This is a genomic window from Clostridium sp., from assembly GCF_050717535.1.
In the GTDB taxonomy this organism is placed as follows: domain Bacteria; phylum Bacillota; class Clostridia; order Clostridiales; family Clostridiaceae; genus Clostridium_AD.
In genome coordinates this window covers 1-18,133 of sequence record NZ_JBOITM010000069.1, presented here as the reverse complement: position 1 = coordinate 18,133, position 18,133 = coordinate 1, and the positions used below count along the sequence as shown (strand labels likewise).

General features: G+C 30.6%; 18 protein-coding genes and 2 tRNA genes. 3 read left to right on the top strand and 17 right to left on the bottom strand.

Annotated features, from left to right (window positions below; translation table 11 throughout):
* Nucleotides 1-2: 2 nt before the first annotated feature.
* The 10 genes from ACREVU_RS11360 to glsA all read right to left on the bottom strand — a co-directional run bounded on the left by ACREVU_RS11360 (nt 3) and on the right by glsA (nt 9,444).
* Entirely contained in the window at nt 3-578 is a 576-nt protein-coding gene (locus ACREVU_RS11360; protein WP_431551713.1) for a Maf-like protein, read from the bottom strand.
* Nucleotides 579-588: 10 nt separating this feature from the next.
* Nucleotides 589-849 (bottom strand): DUF4321 domain-containing protein, encoded by a 261-nt coding sequence (locus ACREVU_RS11355; protein ID WP_431551712.1) that lies wholly within the window; start codon nt 847-849, stop codon nt 589-591.
* Between the two features lie 268 nt (nt 850-1,117).
* The gene (locus ACREVU_RS11350) at nt 1,118-1,831 is read right to left on the bottom strand and encodes an SPOR domain-containing protein (RefSeq protein ID WP_431551711.1); all 714 of its coding nucleotides are present in this window, start codon (nt 1,829-1,831) and stop codon (nt 1,118-1,120) included.
* Between the two features lie 293 nt (nt 1,832-2,124).
* On the bottom strand, nt 2,125-2,652 hold the full coding sequence (locus tag ACREVU_RS11345) for a GNAT family N-acetyltransferase (protein WP_431551710.1): 528 nt from the start codon (nt 2,650-2,652) through the stop codon (nt 2,125-2,127).
* A gap of 238 nt (nt 2,653-2,890) precedes the next feature.
* Nucleotides 2,891-3,421, bottom strand: a complete 531-nt coding sequence (locus tag ACREVU_RS11340) for a hypothetical protein (RefSeq protein WP_431551709.1) — start codon at nt 3,419-3,421, stop codon at nt 2,891-2,893.
* Nucleotides 3,422-4,095: 674 nt separating this feature from the next.
* Nucleotides 4,096-4,177, bottom strand: a tRNA-Leu gene (locus ACREVU_RS11335).
* 164 nt (nt 4,178-4,341) lie between these two features.
* Complete coding sequence (locus tag ACREVU_RS11330; RefSeq protein WP_431551708.1) at nt 4,342-4,920, bottom strand: lytic transglycosylase domain-containing protein; 579 nt, start codon at nt 4,918-4,920, stop codon at nt 4,342-4,344.
* Nucleotides 4,917-5,525, bottom strand: coding sequence for a dephospho-CoA kinase (gene coaE / locus ACREVU_RS11325; RefSeq protein WP_431551707.1), 609 nt, complete (start codon nt 5,523-5,525; stop codon nt 4,917-4,919). The genes ACREVU_RS11330 and coaE overlap by 4 nt, the downstream gene beginning before the upstream one ends.
* A 79-nt stretch (nt 5,526-5,604) precedes the next feature.
* A complete protein-coding gene (gene polA / locus ACREVU_RS11320; protein ID WP_431551706.1) occupies nt 5,605-8,220 on the bottom strand; it encodes a DNA polymerase I in 2,616 nt (871 codons plus the stop codon).
* Between the two features lie 306 nt (nt 8,221-8,526).
* Nucleotides 8,527-9,444 (bottom strand): glutaminase A, encoded by a 918-nt coding sequence (gene glsA / locus ACREVU_RS11315; RefSeq protein ID WP_431551705.1) that lies wholly within the window; start codon nt 9,442-9,444, stop codon nt 8,527-8,529.
* A 251-nt stretch (nt 9,445-9,695) separates the two neighbouring features.
* Here glsA and ACREVU_RS11310 point away from each other — a divergent pair.
* Nucleotides 9,696-9,782, top strand: a tRNA-Leu gene (locus ACREVU_RS11310).
* 267 nt (nt 9,783-10,049) lie between these two features.
* Here the strand turns inward: ACREVU_RS11310 and ACREVU_RS11305 are convergent.
* Nucleotides 10,050-10,337: a transposase gene (locus ACREVU_RS11305; protein WP_431551704.1), complete on the bottom strand. Its 288-nt coding sequence runs from the start codon at nt 10,335-10,337 to the stop codon at nt 10,050-10,052.
* A gap of 286 nt (nt 10,338-10,623) precedes the next feature.
* On the opposite strand from ACREVU_RS11305, the gene ACREVU_RS11300 reads away from it, so the two are divergent.
* Complete coding sequence (locus tag ACREVU_RS11300) at nt 10,624-11,334, top strand: tyrosine-type recombinase/integrase (RefSeq protein WP_431551796.1); 711 nt, start codon at nt 10,624-10,626, stop codon at nt 11,332-11,334.
* A gap of 387 nt (nt 11,335-11,721) precedes the next feature.
* On the opposite strand, the gene ACREVU_RS11295 is transcribed toward ACREVU_RS11300, so the two are convergent.
* Nucleotides 11,722-12,855: a hypothetical protein gene (locus tag ACREVU_RS11295; protein ID WP_431551703.1), complete on the bottom strand. Its 1,134-nt coding sequence runs from the start codon at nt 12,853-12,855 to the stop codon at nt 11,722-11,724.
* 497 nt (nt 12,856-13,352) lie between these two features.
* On the bottom strand, nt 13,353-13,505 hold the full coding sequence (locus ACREVU_RS11290) for a ribbon-helix-helix domain-containing protein (protein ID WP_431551702.1): 153 nt from the start codon (nt 13,503-13,505) through the stop codon (nt 13,353-13,355).
* A gap of 121 nt (nt 13,506-13,626) precedes the next feature.
* On the opposite strand from ACREVU_RS11290, the gene ACREVU_RS11285 reads away from it, so the two are divergent.
* On the top strand, nt 13,627-13,926 hold the full coding sequence (locus ACREVU_RS11285; RefSeq protein WP_431551701.1) for a helix-turn-helix transcriptional regulator: 300 nt from the start codon (nt 13,627-13,629) through the stop codon (nt 13,924-13,926).
* Between the two features lie 124 nt (nt 13,927-14,050).
* Here ACREVU_RS11285 and ACREVU_RS11280 read toward each other — a convergent pair whose 3' ends face one another.
* The 4 genes from ACREVU_RS11280 to ACREVU_RS11265 form a co-directional block, all read right to left on the bottom strand.
* Nucleotides 14,051-14,905, bottom strand: a complete 855-nt coding sequence (locus tag ACREVU_RS11280; protein ID WP_431551700.1) for an Rv1352/Rv1906c domain-containing protein — start codon at nt 14,903-14,905, stop codon at nt 14,051-14,053.
* A 785-nt stretch (nt 14,906-15,690) separates the two neighbouring features.
* Complete coding sequence (locus ACREVU_RS11275) at nt 15,691-16,428, bottom strand: hypothetical protein (RefSeq protein WP_431551699.1); 738 nt, start codon at nt 16,426-16,428, stop codon at nt 15,691-15,693.
* Nucleotides 16,388-17,272: an ImmA/IrrE family metallo-endopeptidase gene (locus tag ACREVU_RS11270; protein ID WP_431551698.1), complete on the bottom strand. Its 885-nt coding sequence runs from the start codon at nt 17,270-17,272 to the stop codon at nt 16,388-16,390. The genes ACREVU_RS11275 and ACREVU_RS11270 overlap by 41 nt, the downstream gene beginning before the upstream one ends.
* Nucleotides 17,265-17,615, bottom strand: a complete 351-nt coding sequence (locus tag ACREVU_RS11265) for a helix-turn-helix transcriptional regulator (protein WP_431551697.1) — start codon at nt 17,613-17,615, stop codon at nt 17,265-17,267. The genes ACREVU_RS11270 and ACREVU_RS11265 overlap by 8 nt, the downstream gene beginning before the upstream one ends.
* Between the last annotated feature and the right edge of the window lie 518 nt (nt 17,616-18,133).

The following is an 18,133-nucleotide window of genomic DNA, read 5'->3' as shown; positions in this document are numbered from 1 at the left end:
CTTTATAGATTGACCCCCATTTCCCTTAACATATGATACAATTTATTTACTGGTAACCCCACAACACTATAGTAGCAACCCTTTAGTTCTTCCACAAATACAGATGCTGCTCCTTGTATTCCATAAGCTCCAGCTTTATCAAGAGGCTCCCCTGTTTCAATATACTTGTTTATTTCATCATCAGAGAGTTTTGAAAATTTTACTTTTGTACAAACATATTCTGTCGAAATTTTCTGAGTTTCTGTATTTATTACAGCAATACCAGTATATACCTCATGTGTATTGTCACTTAAATTCTTAAGCATTTGAAAAGCTTCGTCACTATCTTTAGGTTTTCCAAGCACTTCGCCATTAAAATAAACAATAGTATCACACCCTATTATAGCAGCTGGTTTTTTCACACTACTGCAAATGTCCATAGCCTTACCTCTTGCTAAGTTCATAACATAGTCCCCACAATTTCCGGAAAATGGTATGTTGCTCTCTTCAAACTCACTTACCTTTATCTTAAAATTACTAGTTATCTTTTTTAAAAGTTCCGCTCTCCGCACCGAAGCAGAAGCTAAAATAATATCCACTACATCACCCCTAATATTTTCTATATAATATTATTGCCAAAACAATGCCTATTATAGACATTATATTAATATTAAAATTTATACCGAAAGTTATCGCTAATACTTTCAGATCTATAAGCATAGGATTTCTCATACCTATGGTGTATGTACTCTTCAAAAATTTCAGTGCACCTATGTTATTTCCTAACAGTTCACCTATTAAGCTTCCAGAAATAGCTCCTACCAATATAAAAAAAATAAAATACGAACTTCTTTTTTCTGCATTTTTCAAATTGTACACCCCACTTTACTTATATATCTTATACATTTTAACATTTAATAAATTCATTAACAAGTGTATAATATATTATTCAAGAAAAGTTTATAATTACTATTCATGAAATTTCAGCCATCACAACTAGATATTTCACTTAAAAAAAATACAAATAGACTTAATTAATCTATTTGTATTATTATTTTTTTATTATTCTTAATTCTATTTTACATCATGTTTAAGTGTAATTTATTACAATTTGTTTACAAATATAGTTATAAATTTATTATGTGGATATTTTCTTTATAAATTTATATATATATACATATCCTTCTTCTGCTTTTTCTTTTTTTACCACAGAAGGCAATGCTGTCAAATATGTTTTTATTTCACTCATATTTGCATAATTTATGCTCTTTTCATCCGCTCCTTGTAAAGCTAGTAACCATTTTTTAAATTCCACTGTATCAAATCCATTAGCGTCTTTTTCTGAAAGTCTGTTCAATATTTTAATATCTGCACTTATCATTTCATTTGTTTGAGCACTGGTTGAATCCTTGGAAGTTAATTGAAAATTAACTTTAACAAACTCTATTTTATTTGCTTGAAGTTGTTTAATAACAACATCAATACTCTCCTTAGGATAAATACCAAACAAAACTCTATTGGATTTGTCTTCTTCGATAATAAAGGGTGTGCCAAATTTCATCAAACTATTTTTCAAAACTAAAGCCTTTTCCTTATCACTAAAAAAGCCACATTGTATTGCTACAAAACCTTTAATACCGCTAACAGAAATTGCTTCAGAAACACCTACACTATCCTTTTGTAAATCTGTTTTCGTGATGTTATCCCCCGTAGCTGTATTTGCAATGTTTTTAGGTAGTAATTTAGAAAGAATTGTTCCCAGTGCTATTGCAGCTATTATAATTAAGATAATAACAAACATAAAATTATTTTTCTTTTTAGGTGGTTTATAATTATATCTAGTATATCTCACTTTAACATCCCCCAACTTATTACATCTTCATTTAAATATTATTATTTAAAAACTGTTTTTAGAATGAAAAAGTTGAAATATTTATTAAAAATTTACAAATTAAAAAATCAGACAATGAATGTCGGACTGAACTCCCATCGCCTATTTGAGAACCTATATAATGGGATAAATCTATTTCAAAAGCTTCCGTACCTATATTAAAATAGGATTCAGCTGGATTTATTATAAATGCTTTTCCAAACAAGTGTCAGTAAGCAAAAATCCTGATGTCATACTAGTATATGTAACCATTATTAGATTTTGTTCATGTTGATTTCTTTTTTTAAAATCAATATATCCGTGTCTTCACTATCTATCTCCAAAAAGTTACTTGTTATCCTACTTATCTCAAAGTTATTGTTTTTCCATAATTTCAACATATCATGATTCTTAGCTGAAATAAAAGTATAAAAGTTGCATATTCCGTAATTTTTATATAAATGTTTTACAAATTCATTTATAATTTTAGTAGCTAGACCATCATCATATAAAGTAAGTTCTATTAAATAACACATAATCCACACTTCATTTGGATTTTTAAATTCAATCCTGCCTTTAATAATTCCTATAAGTTCACTGCCACATAAAATTTTAAGAAAATACTCCCCTTCGCTTACATAATATTCTAAATACCTTTCATAAAAGTCCTTAATAGCATAATTCTTACCAGCCTCTATGTTAAAAACTTGCTGTCTATTAATCCAACTCTGAATTTTAAAGATATCTTCTTTCTCTACACTCTGGATGCTAACATCATCAAACACAATATCTATACTAAACATATTTACACCTCTTGAATAATTAAATTCTTTGTTACTTTTAAAATTCCTTTTCAATGATTAAATTCTACGTTACTCTTGAATTTCCTTCTATAAAAAAGTATATATTTCTATAAATTTATGCTATATACTTAAAATTGATTATAAATTAATATAACCCTATATTTTTTATAGGGTTATATTATAATTGAAAGATTTTATGATTCACACAATAAGACCTATGTTAAATGCTGACTATTTTTTATTCCTCACTATACATAAGTGTCAATCTTACAATTCTTCTAACTATTTCCCTTGCTTCTACATAAGACATGCCACACCTAGTTAAAAGCCTAAATATTGCAGGATTATACCTTTCAATCCTCCTTACAATGGAATCAACATCATTATATTTTGGATTGAACTTATTTGGATTGTTATATCCACCTTTATAAGAATCCTTATCTTGGTACTTATCTAATTGTCTTGAATCTTCATCCTCTAGATCATTCATTGTTGCATCACCATACATCATACCCATAGGATTAAACCCATTTGTAGGCAAACCTTCGTTAAATTGACTCATTCCCATCCATGGATTAAGTCCCATACATGGGCACATTCCCATGCCTTGGTTCATCTCCATATTTGGGTTCATTCCCATATTAGAATTCATACCCATATTTGGGTTCATATTCATTTGCTCATATCCATACATCATAGGTTCGAATGGGATCATTTCATATTCTTCCTGCATGTCTATATCCTCAATGTTTCTGTCCTCTAGATTCATCATTTTCCTCCCTATCGCCATATTACTAATACATTACTAATTTATGCTAGAGACAGTGTTTTGATACTAGCATTTAAAAAATAAAAGAAAGTATATATTACTACAAATGCAATTCACTTCGCTAAGTAATTCTAAACTAATTTTATAAAAGCTACTAAAAAGTGCAAACTCGCTGGCGCTCAAACATGCACTTTTCTTTACGTACCTTTTATAAAATTAGTTAAGAATTGCTAAGGCTTTTCCAAATGAAGTTTACGTAATAATAAAATAAAGAAGATGAAGTTACATCTTCTTTATTACTTTGGGTGTAAAGCAGTATTCCTTTAGAGTAGCTACAGGGATTTCTACTTAAGGCCTTTTACAGGGCTACTCATGTTACTATCACCGTTCATAGTAACTGGATTTCGTTCTTTGTTTTCAGTTTTTTGTTGTTTTTCATTAGAATTTTTCTTTTTGTTTTTCATAAATAACACCTCTTTCAGATGTTAGTTTTTCCACATTTCTTTTTAAAATTCATTTATCTCTAATTATTATCTGTGTTTTATATTGGCTGTGTTAAAGAATAGTGTTGATATTTAATGTTTTTTAAAGGAACTCAAAATGAGTTCCTTTAAAATTTTTTTCAAATAAAAAAGCACCAATACCCTAAAAGTATTGATGCCACTAGTTTTTCTTGGTGCGAAAGACGGGACTTGAACCCGTACGGTCTCCCACATGTCCCTTAAACATGCGCGTCTGCCATTCCGCCACTCTCGCAAAAATTATTTTTAGTACAAGGATAAAATCTTATAGCCATAAATATTTACACAACTGATGACTACAAGATTCATTATATATTAGTATAGTATATATTGTCAATATTTTTATCTGTTTTTAATTAATTATCTAAAGAAACTGAAGAAAAGTAACTACCAGGTATATTAATTCTTTTCTCCAGTTGTCTTAAATCTATTACCATATAATTTTAGATAAATATTATAATTTGTCTTTACTTTCTTTACATATTTATCTGTTTCTTCAAAAGGAATATTATTTATTTTTTTCCCATCATCAGAATACTGCTTATCTTTAAGCCACTTTTGAACATTTCCCCTACCACCATTATAAGCTGCAAGTACCAAGTCTATATTCCCATCAAATTCAGTATTTAAATTATTAATATACCAACATCCCATAGCAATATTAATTTCGTTATCATACAATTTCTCTACCTTATAGCCTTTTAACTCCATATTACTCGCAATCCAAAGTCCTGTATCAGGCATTATCTGCATAAGCCCATAGGCCCCTCTATTGGACACAGCATTTCCATCAAAATTACTTTCCGCTTTAATTACAGCTGCAATCAAACATGGATCCACCTCATACCTTTGGGAGTACTTGACTATATTTGCTTCATATTTTATTGGATAAAAATGTTTAAAAATACCTTTAATGTTGACCATTATAATAAACAAAAGAATTAAGCACAGCATTTTTATAAGTGTTTTAAACTTCATATTTTCACATTCAACCTTTCTAACTCCGTAATAACTAAATCTAGTTGTGCCCTCGTGTTTTCAACGCTTCCTCCATTATCAATAATAAAGTCTGCGAACTTCTTCTTTTCATCCAATGGCATTTGGGCTCTTATCCTATCCAGTACTTCGTCTATTTCTATAGAATCACGAAGCATAGTCCTATGTATTTGAGCATCACCATTTACCCATACTAATATGGTTATATCCATACTTGTATGTAAATTGTTCTCTACTAAAGTAGGCGCATCCAAAAAGCATAATTTACAATTATCTTCTTCATAAGCTTTTATTCTTTGAAATATTTCTCTTATTATAAAAGGCATAATTATACCTTCAAGTTTTTTTCTCCGAGTATCACTTTTAAATATATAGTTACCAAATTCTTTTCTCTTAAGTTCCCCCTCTTCATCAAAAAACTCACACCCGAATTCGCCCTTAATTTGATATATCACTTCAGGATTTATTACAAAAACCTGCCTTGCTACAATATCCGCATCAATAATGGGATAGTGCTTATCTCTTAACATATTAGTTACAGTGCTCTTGCCACTGCCGATACCCCCTGTTATACCTACCTTTAGCATCTTCTTCTCCCCCCCCATTTTTTATAGCTAAGAGTTGAGAGTTATGGGTTTCTCTCAATCTTCCAGACTAAGCTCTAACTTACTTAGCCTCATACCAAGTTTCGCCAATGCTTATTTCTACTTCTAGAGGAACTAGAAGCTTAATAACATTTTCCATCTGATCTTTAACCAAAGCCTCCACCTGCTTAGCCTCATCCTTATATACATTTAATATTAATTCATCGTGTACTTGAAGTATTAAAGTACTCTTTAGCCCAGCTTCCTTTAATTTATCAAATACGTTTACCATAGCCAGTTTAATAATATCTGCTGCACTTCCTTGTATAGGTGTATTCATAGCAAGCCGTCTACCAAAGGACTGCACAATTTTATTTGAAGCATTTATTTCTGGAATAGCTCTCCTTCTATTAAAAATAGTAGTAACACAATTATCTTTTTCTGCTTCAACCACTATATCTTCCATGTACTTTCTAACTTTTGGATATCTATCAAAATATGTTTCTATATAAATTTTAGCTTCTTTTCTAGAAACATTTATATCCTTTGCTAAGCTAAATTCCCCAATACCATATACTATTCCGAAATTTACAGCTTTAGCATTACTTCTCATAAGTTTTGTAACTTCTTCTATAGGTACATTAAATACCTCTGAAGCAGTTTTTGTATGAATATCACTATGGTCAATAAAAGCTTGAATTAAGTTTTCATCACCAGATATATGAGCCAGCACTCTGAGCTCTATCTGTGAATAGTCCGCAGATAAAATAACACACTGGTCATTGTGTGGTATAAATACCTTTCTTATGGCTCTTCCCATTTCATTTTTTATAGGAATATTTTGTAAATTAGGTTCTGTACTTGATAATCTTCCCGTTGTTGTAACCGTCTGAGTGAAGTTTGAATGTATTCTACAATCTGTATCAATAACTGCTTGTAGTCCTTCAATGTAAGTAGAAAAAATCTTTGTTAGCCCTCTATAACGTGTAACTTCTGCAATAATAGGATGTTTATCCACTAGTGCCTCTAGAACCTCCGCATTAGTTGAATATCCTGTTTTAGTTTTCTTTATAACAGGTAAGTCTAATTTTTCAAACAATATCTTGCCTAATTGCTTTGGAGATTTTATATTGAATTTTTCTCCAGCTAATTCATAAATAGTAGTTTCCATTTCATCTATATCTATTGCGAACTTTTTACCTAGTTCCGTGAGTCTATCCTTGTCTATTGTAAATCCTTCTGCCTCCATATAAGAAATTGCTTTTGTTAATGGTTGCTCCACCTCATATAAAAGTTGCTCCATTTTATACTCTATAATTTTCTTTTCTAATATCTCATAAAGTTTTTTTAGTAATGCTACTTTATTAATCTCTTTTTCATCGCCTTCACCTGAAATACTAATTCTAAGATACGACTCAATAAGAGTTTCCAAGCTATATTCCTTTTGAGCTGAACTAATCAAATAAGCAGCAAGCTCCGTATCAAATTTTACTGCTCGCAGCTCAATCCCCTTTTTATTAAGAGCTGTGTACACATTTTTTACAGAATGGCTTATTTTCTTAACATCATTATTCTCAAGCATAGGTTTCAAATAACTTATAGTTTTTTCCTCATCTTCATTAAATAAGTCATTGGCCTTAATACAATAGTTCTTTTCCTTATAACTCAAATATATGTTTTCAACACTTATTTTAGAAAATACGTTGGTATTTGCAATATCAAAAATTATATAAACTGTATCTTTAATTTTTAGCATAAGCTCTTTAAGTGCAGGCAGCTTATCTATTACTGTAAAATCAGCAGAAAATAACTCTTCAACGGAATCCTCATCATCTGGGATTTTACTTATTAGAGATTTAAATTGTAATTTATAAAATAAATCTTTAACAGCCCGAATATCATAATTCTCTTTTGATTTAATTGAGTCTAGATCTATTTCCATAGGCACAGCCGTAATAATAGTAGCTAATTTTTTACTAAAAATAGCCTGTTCACTGTATGTTGTTAAATTTTCCACAAGTTTTTTGCCACTAATTTTATCAATATTCATAAGAACATTTTCTATGCTCTTATATTCTTTAATAAGCTTATAAGCAGTCTTTTCACCAACTCCTGGAACGCCTGGTATATTATCCGAGGCATCACCCATTAAGCCCTTTACATCGATAAACTCAGTAGGGGTTACTCCAAAATCTTCTATTATACGATTTCTATCATATATTTCTTTTTCTGACATTCCCTTTTTGTTTATTACAACTTTAACATTATCTGTAGCAAGCTGAAGTGCATCTCTATCACCTGTTACTATAAAAACTTCTAGTCCCTCTTTTTCTCCAATAACAGATAGTGTTCCTATTAAATCATCTGCTTCAAATCCGTCTAGTTCAAAAATATCTATAGCCATCTTGTCTAAAAGTTCTCTAACTATAGAAAACTGGCCAATAAGCTCATCAGGCATTTTCTTTCTACCGGCCTTATAATCACTATATTCTTCATGACGAAAAGTAGGTGTTTTCCTATCAAAGGTTGTAACAATATAATCTGGCTTAAACTCCTCTTTCATCTTTAATAGCATACTTGTAAACCCATAAACTGCATTAGTGTATATTCCATCTGAATTTGTTAGAGCTGGTAATGCATAAAAAGCTCTGTACATCAGACTATGACCATCTAAAATCAATAACCTTTCTTTCGCCATTGTAAATTCCCTCTTTCTACTTTGTTTATAATTTTATATATTAAACGTTGAGAACTCCTCAATAAAACTCATGCTCTCAAAAAAATTTGCAATTTAAATTCTCCATTTCTAGTTGTGCTTTAACTTACATTTATTATAGTATTTAAGCATTTATATAATTATAACATTTTATAATGTATTATAACAATAATATACCCCAAAAACTAACAAACCTCTCTTTAGTTTTATAAATCATAAAAAAAAGAAAAGATCCAGAAAATTATCTAGACCTTATAAATTTATAAAAATAACTAACTTAATTTGTTTTTAAAATATACTTAGATCTAATTCCCTAGATAATTCTTCTAACACCTTTATACCACCAATACTATTACCTTTTACATCTAAAGAAGGTCCAATTACTCCAACACCCATTCTTCTAGGTACTGCCGCCATTATACCTCCACCTACACCACTTTTAGCTGGTATTCCTATATGTACTGCAAAATCACCCGAGCCATCATACATGCCGCATGTCACCATTATTGTTTTAATTATTCTGGTGGCTTCTCTAGATAAAACCCTTTCATTTCTAAAAATTATCACACCAGAATTAGCAAGCATAGCTCCAATTCTTGCTATATCCCTACAATTAACCTCCATTGAACACTGCTTAAAGTATACGTCTAAAACATCTTCCACATCACCCTCAATAACACCCGTGCTCTTCATGAAATAGGCGAGTGATCTATTTCTATCCCCCGTAGCTTTTTCAGAGGCATAAACCCCTTCATTAATATTGATATCAGGATTACCTGTTATTTTTCTAGTAAACTTTAAGATTCTATTAAACTTTTCCTCTGCAGTATCACCTGTAATTAATGAAACTATTGCAATTGCTCCAGCATTTATCATTGGATTTATAGGTCTTTGGTCAATATTTTTCTCTAGATTTATTATAGAATTAAAGCCCGCTTCTGTGGGCTCCATCCCTATTTTACTGAACACATAATCTACCCCATTATCAATTATGGCAAGCATAAGTGTGATAACCTTTGATATGCTTTGTATAGTAAATTTCGTCTCATAATCCCCTGCGAAAAATTCTTCTCCATCAAGAGTAGTTACGCAAATGCCTAGAGCTTCTCCATCTGCTTTAAAAAGTTCTGGTATATAAGATGCAACCGCACCTTCCTTTGTAAAATGTCTATTTTTTTCAATAATAGTATCTAATATTCTCTTCATGATGTCCCCCTAACTATTTAAATACACTAATATTCACTTTTTTAAAATAGTATTTACGTTTACATCTCATATAATACTATATCTCCATGGATATTTTCAACTGTTTATATAAAAATAAAAATTAGCATTATTGCATAGAGGATTAGTACTATGAGTAACTTAAGATGTTAAGTACAAATTTTTTAAATAAAAATATAATATATCTATTGCATTAATTATAAATATATGTTAAAATAATTTTTGTCAGGTATGCCGAAGTGGTGGAACTGGCAGACGCGCTGGACTCAAAATCCAGAGGTGTAACAACCGTGCGGGTTCGATTCCCGCCTTCGGCACCAATTTTTTAAAAGAAAAGAGCACTTAGGAAAAAGTTTCCTAAATGTTCTTTTCTTTGTTTTGTCCGCTTTTACTTTAATGGAGGTTAAAACAAAATAGGACGGGTTAACTTTAAAGTTGGAAATCAAAAGAATTGTATGCTTTTTTGTTAGATTTTTTCTTAGTTAATGTATTGCTTTGTCAAATTCATCAGGCGTATAACATTCAAACGCAACAAATTCAAGTACTTCCTCTTCATACCCACACTATTTACATTTAAAAAGTATCACCTAATCAGGTTTACCCATGTCAAATGGTATCTCTTCTTCATTAATTTTACTTTTAATTTTAAAAATACTTTTAATACGTTCCCATATCATATATATACCCATACTTTTGCCATCATAACTAATTATCCTATATTCTGCTATTGCTGCTCTCCCTAAGTACCTTCCTATATATCTTGCTGCACCTCTTGCACTTTTCATTCTCGATTTGACATTTATGTAGAATCCATTAGGATAATTTTTAAACATTTTCAGGTATTCCACTTTTTTGTCTGGTCTTTTACTAATCAATTAATGTGTTCTCTCATCTTTTTAGGATATTTTTTTTTATTTAATTTCCAAAATTCTTGATAATTATCTTCAAATATTTGTTTTATAGTAATTTTATTTTTTTTCATGTTCTAATCATCTCATATTCATTTAATTTTTTCCATATATTTTTTAGCTAGAATGTTATCCACAGCGGTTTCCGCAAGCTGTTTCCTATATAACAATAAATCAACGCCTTGCCGCTATATCATCATTTTCAAAATATGCTCTAAACAAGAATTTTTCGTCTGCACTTACATTTAATACGATAGTATCAAACATTCCTCAGAAGAAAAAGCCTAAGAAATATCCCTCTTATTTCAAACTTGAAGAAGTTTCGATTTTACTAAGGATGCCGGATACAATAACAGACATTGAAAAACGTGATAGAGTGCTGCTAAGTGTACTGTATGCAAGTGAGGCAAGAGGTCAGGAATTATGCGATCTAACGGTAAATGATATCCGTTTTGACAGCAAAACATCTTTACGTTTAATCGGAAAGGGGCATAAAGCACGCACAATTACAATACCGGATAAATGTGCTAAGCTTCTTAAAAATCACCTAAAACGTAATAAACTAGATACTGAAATGCAACGAAGCCATCATGTATTCTCAAGCCAAACACATGAACATATGACAATCTCATGTGTTGAAAGTATTGTTAAAAAGTATGTTTCAAAAGCAAGGATTGAGTGGCCATTTCTTTTTCTTGAAAGACACTATTCACCACATAGCTTTCGTCATTCCATCGCTGTTCATATGTTAGAATCAGGAGTTCCATTACCAGTAATAAAGAATTTTTTGGGCCACTCATCAATTGAAACAACCATGATTTATGCAACAGTGAATGAAGATTTAGTCAATAAGTATTTACGTAATCGAGACTTTCTAAATGAAACAGTAGTAAATGATGATGGAATAGATTCCTCAATCAAATTAACACTTCCGTTCTTGGAAAAGGTTATGAAAATGAAGTAACTTCAAATGGAAGTATATGATTATACGAGTAGTTTTTATTGAAGTTTCCTGTTGGCAATCATATCTAAACATTACTTGGATAATCGTATTACTCGGATAATTCAGATTCCGTCTCGCGATGGACACCCTTGTCTTAAGCTATGCATTTGGCACTATTAACCCGTGCTAGGGACTTTCACCCATTAGATTGCGCCCATGCCGGGCGCACAATAATAAAACTCTGAGATTACCTCAGAGTTTTATTAGCTACCTTTCAACTTTATAAATACTATTTAACTGGATTTCTTGCAAACAAATACTACTGTTCTATCGTCCACATGTGTAACTCATATAGCGACTTTCTTTCCTCATCCACAATTTGAATATTATCTGGCCATGTGCTCTTTGCTATTCTGTAAGTTTAATATTATTTTCATTAAGCATTTTTTCAACCTGTGATTGTTGTTTCAATACCCAATCAATAACATTTAATAGGTTATTTCCATTTGTATCTTTTATATACTCTGAATAACTTTGGCTAATCTTTTCTAAAAAGTCTTTATCTAGTCTATCATAAAATGCAAATTCAACATTTATTTTCTTTAACTCACGTACTATGAATTTTAGTTTACTTTCTAAAGTTTCTCCATAGCCTAAGGAGCAATCTAAGTCTTCTTTATACCTTGATGATGCAAATAATGATAACCCATTATCATACAACCTATATAATTGTAAAATTCCATTCGTTTTATAAAAGGAAAAATTAGTATAATTTCTATCCATCTGCCTTGTAATTACATCAAATAATCCCATTTTAAGTACATCAAGTTTAGTCTTATTAGGCGACTTAATCTTTGTGAATAATTTATAAAAATCTTCAAAGCTTCCTTGATCTAATCCAACTAAAACATTGGCAGGAATTAAGTCTTTAGTTTCATCTATTACTGAGAAACATAAACCATTGGGCAATGCTCCTGCTGGAGAACACTCTATCCCTAATCTCTTTGCTATTTCATATGCTACCTCTTCTGCGATATTATCATATGAATTAGTTTGTAATCTTTCCTTTACCACACATAAATTTCCTTTAATCCTTGCTAAGTCTTTATTACATGCTCCATCAATATTTAGTTTTGTCTTTGTGGCATTTAAATTTATCACATCAAAAGAATGATTTATTACTTTTCCATCATCTATCATTATTGATGCCCACGGTGAGAATTCCTCATAGCTCTCATCTTCATCAAATGCTAACCATAATTTATCCTTAACATTTATTCCTCTGGTCGCTATGAATACCTTAAAATATAAATCTTCTTCATCTTCTTTTAAATCTAATGATGCTAGAAATGAATTAAATCCGACTTGACTTACTGGTCGTATTCTATTCATAACCCATTTATCAAACTCTACAGAACTCATTATATTTTTATTTCTTCTATCAAAAAATAAATCTAAATTTATGATTTCCATTGTTTTATTATCTATGTCAATTTCTGAAACTGTTTTATCATAATATTTTAGATAATAATATTTACTCATTTCATACATCACTCCTCTTAATATCTAGTGTACTTATTTATACAATGGTCAAAGATAGTTCTTCTTTAAAAAGAAGCTCTTCTTTAAATTGAAACTTCCTTGTCATAAATTTATGTAATTGATATTATTATACATCAATTATCTACAACCATCAAAGAAATCCATAAAGATTTCTAACTTCTTGTGAATCTCTTGGCACCAAAATTCTTGTTCATAATCATTTATAATCTTATCTTTTCCTTATCTTTTCTTTATATTATTATCTTCTCTAACCCACTATTTCTGTTAGTTTTCTCGCTTTTTTTTTGCCCGTTTTTTGTCCGTCTTTTGTCCGCTTGTCCGCTTGTCCGAAAATTGTCCGCTTATTATCTAATGTTATTCAAAATGCAATGGTAATTATAGGTATTATAATTACTTTAAAGCGTTGATACTACGTCGAGCTCACCGACAGTTTCGACATTTTAGCACTAAATCATTACATAAAATTACAAAGCATCCTACTTTTCAGCAGAATGTTTTATTAAAAGGTCTTCTATAGCTTCATCCAATAATTTAGATATAGTTATTCTAGATTTTTCAGATAACTTTCTCAATTTTTTATCAAGCTTTTTATCCATAGAACTACCGAATCTAACCCTATTTACTAACATGGCATCGCCCCATATAAATATTATATAAATCTCCTAAGTCACATTCAAGACACATAAGGTTACAACACCTTACATAACTTACCACTATACAAGGGTACGACTATGTTTGTATAACTAAGTTATGGATAATTATAAATTAAAAATCAAGGAAATAAGATTAACTAAGAAACTAACACAAACAGAATTAACCAGAGAAGTTGGCGTAAGTAGAAATTTCTTAAGCGAAATTGAGAATAATAAATATGACATAAAATTATCACTGTTATGTAATATTGCATGGGCTTTAGATACAACTCCAAGAAAATTAATCATATATAAAAATAAGAAAAAGGGGATTATTAAAACACTTATCTTCACTATTAGTATAGGTAGATTAATTTTAGACTACATTAGGAGACTACCTCTAAAATTTGGCATCTAATGGTGATCTAACTATATTACCCTTGTGACATTACCTAATCATATTGCATAGCATTAAAATTGATGTATTGTTTTAGCTAAAAACATAGAAAGAGGATGTAGCTCTAGGCTATATCCTCTTTAGATTATTTTAATTTTAATGTAGCATTGCCTAATGTTATATATTGGCCTTGTTTTATGGTAACATATTTTTCACCCTCAAAATTATCATTAGAAACAATACTATATAGGTCATGCGAACTATTATTTGAAACTTCAACGTAACCAGTACCTTCCGCCACAACCTTATATTCTCCTGGTTGAACATCTAATCCTACCTTATACATCCCTGCTGGCAATTGGTTATTAGTAGGTACTGCTTTAGGTGCTTTACTTATAGGATATATGTCACCATTTTTAACTTCAAAATATTGGCCAGCCTTTATTGTAATTATTGTTCTGTTTTGTATGTTCTCATTTGCGATTATGCTATCTAAAGTTCCAGTACTATCTTTTGATAGTTGCATGTAAGCGCTTTGATCACTGACTACAACGTACTCTCCTGCTTTTATGTCTGTTCCAACTTTATACATACCTGGTTGAATTAAAGCATTTTTTATTGCTGCTTTTGCATCTGCTATTTTTTTATCTGCTATAGCTTTCTTATCTGCTATAACTTTAGCCACAGCATCATCTTTAATTTTCTTATCTGCAATTACCTTTGCATCAGCATCAGCCTTTACTTTCGCATCTGCTTCTATTTTAAGTTCTTCTGGAGTTTTTTCTTTAACTACAGGAGCAGTAACTTCTTTTGTTGCAGTTACTATTTTGTCTTCAGAAGTTGTTCCATTAAGTTTTGCCCCTACACTGAATATTAGTATAGCACCGATGAGTGTTAATATAACTTTTTTACTTCTTTGTTTTGTAATATCTTTAATACTAAAAATTATAAATGGAAGGGAAATAGATGCTAAAAACAAACCTATTCCACTTGTTAACATTAGCACGCATAACACATAGTATATTATTGCAATTATCTTTTTCCATTTTATATTTTATGTAGATAAGGTATTAATATAAAGCAAAACATGCTTAGAAGTCAGTTCTTGAATACGTTTCGCTTGTTGTTTGGATATAAAAGATAAAAAGTTTATTAGCATTATTCTTTTGCCTTGTATTGTTCTTTTACTTAATTGAAGTACCTGTTGCAACTGGATGTATTCTTCTAAAATAGAATTGAATTGACATGGAGAGTCTTTACCTTTTGGTTGATGACATTTGTAAAATCTATTATGATTTTTGAATTCATGTAAAACTTTAATCGTACGAACTGAGTGTACCTAAGAATTTTTAAGCTTCATGTCAGCTCATATTCCATAATAACTTTCTAAGAATTTATAGCCTAAATTTAGTGAGAATGTATCTTCGTTAATATCATTCGCATAACCGGCCCAAGTTACCGATTAACACATTCAACCATGAATCCCCAGTAATGGGGATAAGGTGCTGGAAAAATTAAGTTCCGCTGTGCATGGTTTTTAGCTTGCCAAAAACACCAGAGCTTCATTAGCTATTTTTCAACTTGATAGATACTATTTCACTAGATTTCTTGCGAACAAATACTACTGTTCCATCATCCACATGTGGCTATATGGAAAACACCAAGATTATTATTTCATGGTCTTGGTGTTTTTGTATTAAGTTCAGTTGGCTTATTGATAATAAGAAATAAAGAAACCCACTGTGTTGGCATATTAGTTGATATACCGATACTTAGTGGGTTTTCCTACTCTTGAATAAAATTGATGGGATACAACGCTTCCATTCTTTTAACAAATTTACCCCATTCTAGATTTATACTTTTCTCATTTTTGGTTAGATAATATTGATATTTATACAGAATTTTCAGGTTCTTTTTATCACAAATACCTGCCTTATAAAGATAAAAAAGGAGTTCATACATCTGTATGGATTGTACATTATCCAAACCTATATTCCACTCTTCTGATTTTTTTACCAATTGAATAGCATTGTAATCATGTGCAGCAAAATAAAGCAATCCCTTTACAGCTATATACGATAGAGATTTAACTTCACCTCGATCATCCTTATTATTAAGCATTGGATCATATTTGGTATAAGGAGAGATTGTAGCTTCAATTGAATCTCTGAGTATACGTTCCTCTGATGTCAAAGATGAATCCTTGTGAACAGATAACCGTGGTGGTATATCATTGATGGTTGCCTTAATATAGTCCTTAACAGTTGGTGATATTAATTCGTCATACACAGATTCATGGATAGCCAAATTAGGAAATGATTTAAATATTGGTGCTAACCATATGCGCTCAAAAGTGTTAAAATCAAAGGATCTTATTCCAAAAATACTTCTATCCGGTGGAATTAGAAAATTGGCATCTAAAGTAATGATTTGGCTTGGATTACTAAAAATGCTTTCTAATGCAGGGTTTGAGGAGGTTAAATCAATTTTCATGTTTAGTCTCCGCGTTAAAGAATTCTTCAAATTCATCTATATCTTCGGGAGCAACTTCAATTTCATAGCCAAAGTCATCAGTTCTTTTATCAAAGAGACTTAATGTATCATTAAATTGGTCTTCATCTATAATATTATCTTCAAAATTACGAATGACAATTTCTATATTTTTGGGAGATGTACCAATATTATTTGTGGCCGTGTTAAGTTTTATAAATATTTCCTTGTTAATAGCTTTTCCTATGCGTACGTATTCACCATTCATATCTCGCTCATCAATTTCATATAGTTGATTGTATTGCTCATCAGAAATAGCTTTAATTTCTCTAAGTCTCCTTACAAGCGAGCGGTATGGTAGCCACCAAGTGCATTGCATTCTGGCTATAAACCGTAGTAATGTCTTCTTTTGTATTTGTTGAAGACTGGACGTTTTAAATTCATTAAGAACAATACTCGCTAATGTACTTTCAGGCAATAGAAATTCTGCCGCAAATAAATTAGCTTTAACTTCAATTAGGTCATTTTGTTCTTCAGATAAGCGACTAAGATGCGAGCCAGTCTTTATGAAATAATGATATAGCTCATGTGCAATTGCAAAAATTTGTTTATCGAAAAAATCGGCAGTATTTAGACCGATGAAAACAAATTCTCTTTCACCTTCTGTAGAGTACATGAGTGCTGCAGAGAATGCAGGCTTTTCGTTATCTGACTCTATTGGATATTCTAGCAATAAGATGTTCATATTATCTAGAATAGTAAAAATATCATTTGCAATCGCTGGGTCCCCTACAAATCCCAAAGTACGTCGTTGTTCACCAGCAAGTTTATATATTTCTTCAATTTGTATTTCATTAAGCGTGACTGAATTATTCATTTTCAAATTTGCTCCTTAACAATATTTGCTGTCTAAGAGATAGCATCATGGCAAAAAGTTTCTCTACGCCTTCTTCTTCACTTTTGCTTAAAGCCTCACTGCGCATAGCAATAAAAGAATTTGTTTCTTCTTTATCAACAAACATATCAGTGATTTCAAATTCTAGTGTGCTAGCCAAAGATTGAAGCTGGATAATGGAAGGAATAAAATTTTTACGTTCTATGCGACCTATCATTATTCGGTTTATACCAGTAAGTTCGCTTAGTTGGTCTTGTGTTAATTCTTTATCTTCACGTTTTATTTTTATAATTTCTGCAAGTTTTATAGTAGATAATTTTTTCATTTTTAAACCTTCTTTCTTACTAGAGTATGCCCACTCTTAACTATATGATACTAAAAATAACAATAGAAGTCAAATAAATATATAAATTTCAAATAATGCTCTCCAAATGAAACTTTTAATAACATGAGTGTGATTGATTTGAAAATACATGAAGTGACTCCTTGTATTAAAAGGATAATATATAAATATGCTGATTTGAATAAATTTAGCGACAGCAATAAAATTATCTAAGTTCACCCCCTGGTGTGTTTACTTTTACATTTAAAAATAAACTACTACCATGAATTACATTTTATTTTTAAATCTAATCATTAATTTTGTTCAAAACTAACCTTAAAAAATCTATCTTTATAAAAATCAACATCAGCTCTTTTACTAAATACCAAAAACATTTGAACTACCCATGACTAAAAGTCACGGGATTCCTGATTCAACGAACATAGCCTTAACTCTTACGAGTTAATGGTCTAACATGTTCTCCTACAAAAGAAATACTTTTGTTCTTCTGCTAATTAGAA

Excerpts from the sequence above, each read along its gene's own strand:
- ACREVU_RS11345 (WP_431551710.1), bottom strand. The coding sequence starts at position 2,652 with ATGTTTAGTATAGATATTGTGTTTGATGATGTTAGCATCCAGAGTGTA.
- ACREVU_RS11340 (WP_431551709.1), bottom strand. The coding sequence starts at position 3,421 with ATGAATCTAGAGGACAGAAACATTGAGGATATAGACATGCAGGAAGAA.
- ACREVU_RS11330 (WP_431551708.1), bottom strand. The coding sequence starts at position 4,920 with ATGAAGTTTAAAACACTTATAAAAATGCTGTGCTTAATTCTTTTGTTT.
- coaE (WP_431551707.1), bottom strand. The coding sequence starts at position 5,525 with ATGCTAAAGGTAGGTATAACAGGGGGTATCGGCAGTGGCAAGAGCACT.
- polA (WP_431551706.1), bottom strand. The coding sequence starts at position 8,220 with ATGGCGAAAGAAAGGTTATTGATTTTAGATGGTCATAGTCTGATGTAC.
- glsA (WP_431551705.1), bottom strand. The coding sequence starts at position 9,444 with ATGAAGAGAATATTAGATACTATTATTGAAAAAAATAGACATTTTACA.
- ACREVU_RS11295 (WP_431551703.1), bottom strand. The coding sequence starts at position 12,855 with ATGAGTAAATATTATTATCTAAAATATTATGATAAAACAGTTTCAGAA.
- ACREVU_RS11290 (WP_431551702.1), bottom strand. The coding sequence starts at position 13,505 with ATGTTAGTAAATAGGGTTAGATTCGGTAGTTCTATGGATAAAAAGCTT.
- ACREVU_RS11285 (WP_431551701.1), top strand. The coding sequence starts at position 13,627 with ATGGATAATTATAAATTAAAAATCAAGGAAATAAGATTAACTAAGAAA.
- ACREVU_RS11280 (WP_431551700.1), bottom strand. The coding sequence starts at position 14,905 with ATGTTAACAAGTGGAATAGGTTTGTTTTTAGCATCTATTTCCCTTCCA.
- ACREVU_RS11270 (WP_431551698.1), bottom strand. The coding sequence starts at position 17,272 with ATGAATAATTCAGTCACGCTTAATGAAATACAAATTGAAGAAATATAT.
- ACREVU_RS11265 (WP_431551697.1), bottom strand. The coding sequence starts at position 17,615 with ATGAAAAAATTATCTACTATAAAACTTGCAGAAATTATAAAAATAAAA.